Raw genomic sequence first — 1,615 nt, 5'->3', positions numbered from 1 at the left:
CCTATCTAGGTTTGGGGAATGTTTACGATTCCCTAGGAGAATACCAAAAAGCGATCAAGTTTCATCAACAGTCCTTAGCAATCACACGGGAAATCGATGATCGGGGGGGTGAAGCGAAATCCTACGGTAATTTAGGCAATGTTTACTATTCCCTAGGAGAATACCAAAAAGCGATCGAGTTTTATCAACAGTCCTTAGCAATCAAACGGGAAATCGGTGATCGGAGGGGTGAAGCGAAATCTTGGTTTAATCTGGGGTTTACCTACTATAAACTCGATCGTATATCGGAAGCGAAAGAAGCATATCTTCAAGCGCGGGAATTATATCAAGCATTGGGGTTAGCAGGATATGTTCAAAAGTGTGATCAGGAAATTCGGAGATTATAATTACCCAGTTGCGATCGAGTAAAAATTTGTTGCTTACCCCTTGACTTTTGCTTGTTTTAATGCTAGGAATTACCGGACTTGATTGCTTATCTCACCCGATTTTAAGCCAAAACTGGTTAAAAACCGCTATAACGTTCCTCTAACCAGGGATCACCTCGTCGATGGTAGCCATTACGTTCCCAGAAACCCGATTGCTCTCGATCGAGAAATTCTAAGCCATTAATCCATTTAGAACTTTTCCACGCGTAGAGATGGGGGACAACTAAGCGCAGCGGACCACCGTGGTCGGGGGGTAAAGGTTGACCAAACAGTTGAAAAGCGAAAAAATTATCCTCGTGCAGGAATTCCTCTAGGGTCAGGTTAGTGGTATAACCGCCATAACAGTGTTGCATAACGTGGGTAGCTTCCGGCAGCAGGTCAATTAAGGTCATCAAATCCGATACCTTAATTCCCGTCCAAGTCACATCTAATTTTGACCAACGGGTGACACAGTGAAAATCCTTGGTAAATTCCCACTGCGGTAGGGCCATAAAATCCGACCAGTTAAAAGTTTTAGTCGTGGCCACCTTTCCCCAAACCTTAAATAACCATTCCTCGGTCTTGATTTGGGGAGTATCCCCGTAGGTAAGCACAGGAAAACCACTAGCGAGATATTGGCCCGGGGGAACTCGGTCTTGATCGGGAGATTCTGGTTTTTTAAAGAATTTGCCTAACATTAGTTGAGACTCGCAACGAAAACCCTAAACAAATCTTAAAATATTAGGGAGCGAAAAGGTTTTCTATACCTCACTCCCCACCATCAAGTTATTACACCGTCCTAGACCTTGAGGACATTTATTCGGTGTTAACAGCGAACTACAGCCAAATTTTTCTGGTAACTGATGACCGATAGGAATATTATTCCTCGTCTTCCCCTTCTTCTTCCTCTTTAGTGGGATAGACAAAGCTGTTAGAACGACCAGAAAGGACAGATTTACCCAAAGATAAGGCTTTTTGCGCTTCCCGAGCCGCTTGCTTTCTCCAGTGCGCTCTCCGTTGGTCGCGCTTGGCATTTGAGGTTTTCTTCTTGGGACAAGCCATAGTATTTTAACGATAGTTATAGACTCACAACCTTTCTATTCTACTCCCTATTTCCCTAATCGGCTCGCTAACTTGTCTGATTCCCTTGATCGCTACTGCCCAAAATATTGATAAAACTTAATAATTATCATTGGCTTACCTATTTATGT

Annotated in this window: 3 protein-coding genes; 1 reads left to right on the top strand and 2 read right to left on the bottom strand. The window is 43.3% G+C overall.

The features are described from left to right. Positions 1–386 (top strand): tetratricopeptide repeat protein (locus tag PX636_RS08045; protein ID WP_288116694.1); only part of this gene is annotated, 386 nt, incomplete at its 5' end. A 116-nt stretch (positions 387–502) separates the two neighbouring features. Here the strand turns inward: PX636_RS08045 and PX636_RS08040 are convergent. Continuing rightward, the gene (locus tag PX636_RS08040; RefSeq protein ID WP_004162564.1) at positions 503–1,102 is read right to left on the bottom strand and encodes a sulfite oxidase-like oxidoreductase; all 600 of its coding nucleotides are present in this window, start codon (positions 1,100–1,102) and stop codon (positions 503–505) included. A gap of 181 nt (positions 1,103–1,283) precedes the next feature. Then, positions 1,284–1,466 carry a 50S ribosomal protein L32 gene (gene rpmF, locus PX636_RS08035; protein WP_002742494.1) on the bottom strand — a complete coding sequence of 61 codons (183 nt, stop codon included), beginning with the start codon at positions 1,464–1,466 and terminating at the stop codon, positions 1,284–1,286. Positions 1,467–1,615 lie beyond the last annotated feature (149 nt).

It is taken from the genome of Microcystis sp. M53598_WE2, assembly GCF_030067735.1.
Taxonomy (GTDB): domain Bacteria; phylum Cyanobacteriota; class Cyanobacteriia; order Cyanobacteriales; family Microcystaceae; genus Microcystis; species Microcystis aeruginosa.
This window is presented reverse-complemented; position numbering and strand designations above follow the sequence as displayed.

Bases quoted from the DNA above. Each gene is read 5' to 3' on its own strand.
- PX636_RS08040 (WP_004162564.1), bottom strand. From the start codon at position 1,102: ATGTTAGGCAAATTCTTTAAAAAACCAGAATCTCCCGATCAAGACCGA.
- rpmF (WP_002742494.1), bottom strand. From the start codon at position 1,466: ATGGCTTGTCCCAAGAAGAAAACCTCAAATGCCAAGCGCGACCAACGG.